Source organism: Spirulina sp. CCY15215, assembly GCF_016888125.1.
Classification (GTDB): Bacteria; Cyanobacteriota; Cyanobacteriia; order Cyanobacteriales; family Spirulinaceae; genus CCY15215.
In genome coordinates this window covers 1-362 of sequence record NZ_JACSWA010000037.1, presented here as the reverse complement: position 1 = coordinate 362, position 362 = coordinate 1, and the positions used below count along the sequence as shown (strand labels likewise).

General features: G+C 46.7%; 1 protein-coding gene. It reads left to right on the top strand.

What is annotated here, in order from left to right; genetic code table 11:
* A partial coding sequence (locus tag JUI58_RS27420) for a hypothetical protein (protein ID WP_204101743.1) occupies nt 1-362 on the top strand: 362 nt, incomplete at both ends.

The window sequence follows — 362 nt, the reverse complement described above, 5'->3', positions numbered from 1 at the left end:
ATAATTATCAAACTTTAACGGGAAATCCCAATCAATTTGCTTTCGATTTGGCACAGCCTGGAGCGATAATCAATGCCGGAAATTTGACGGCGACGGGGGGCGATATTACACTGATGGGGGGAATCGTTGTCAATACGGGCAGTATTGAAGCGGGTACGGTAACGCTTGCGGCGGTACCCGGTAGCAGTTTAATTCGCATTCAGCAAGCAGGAAGTTTGTTGAGTTTGGAAATCGAAGCCCCTCGGGATAGCAATGGGGAAATTTCACCCTTTACGGCTTTGGATATTCCCGAATTATTAACCGCTTCTGGGACTGAAAATGCGACGCTAAATACTGCCAATGAGGGAGATTTGATTATTGCG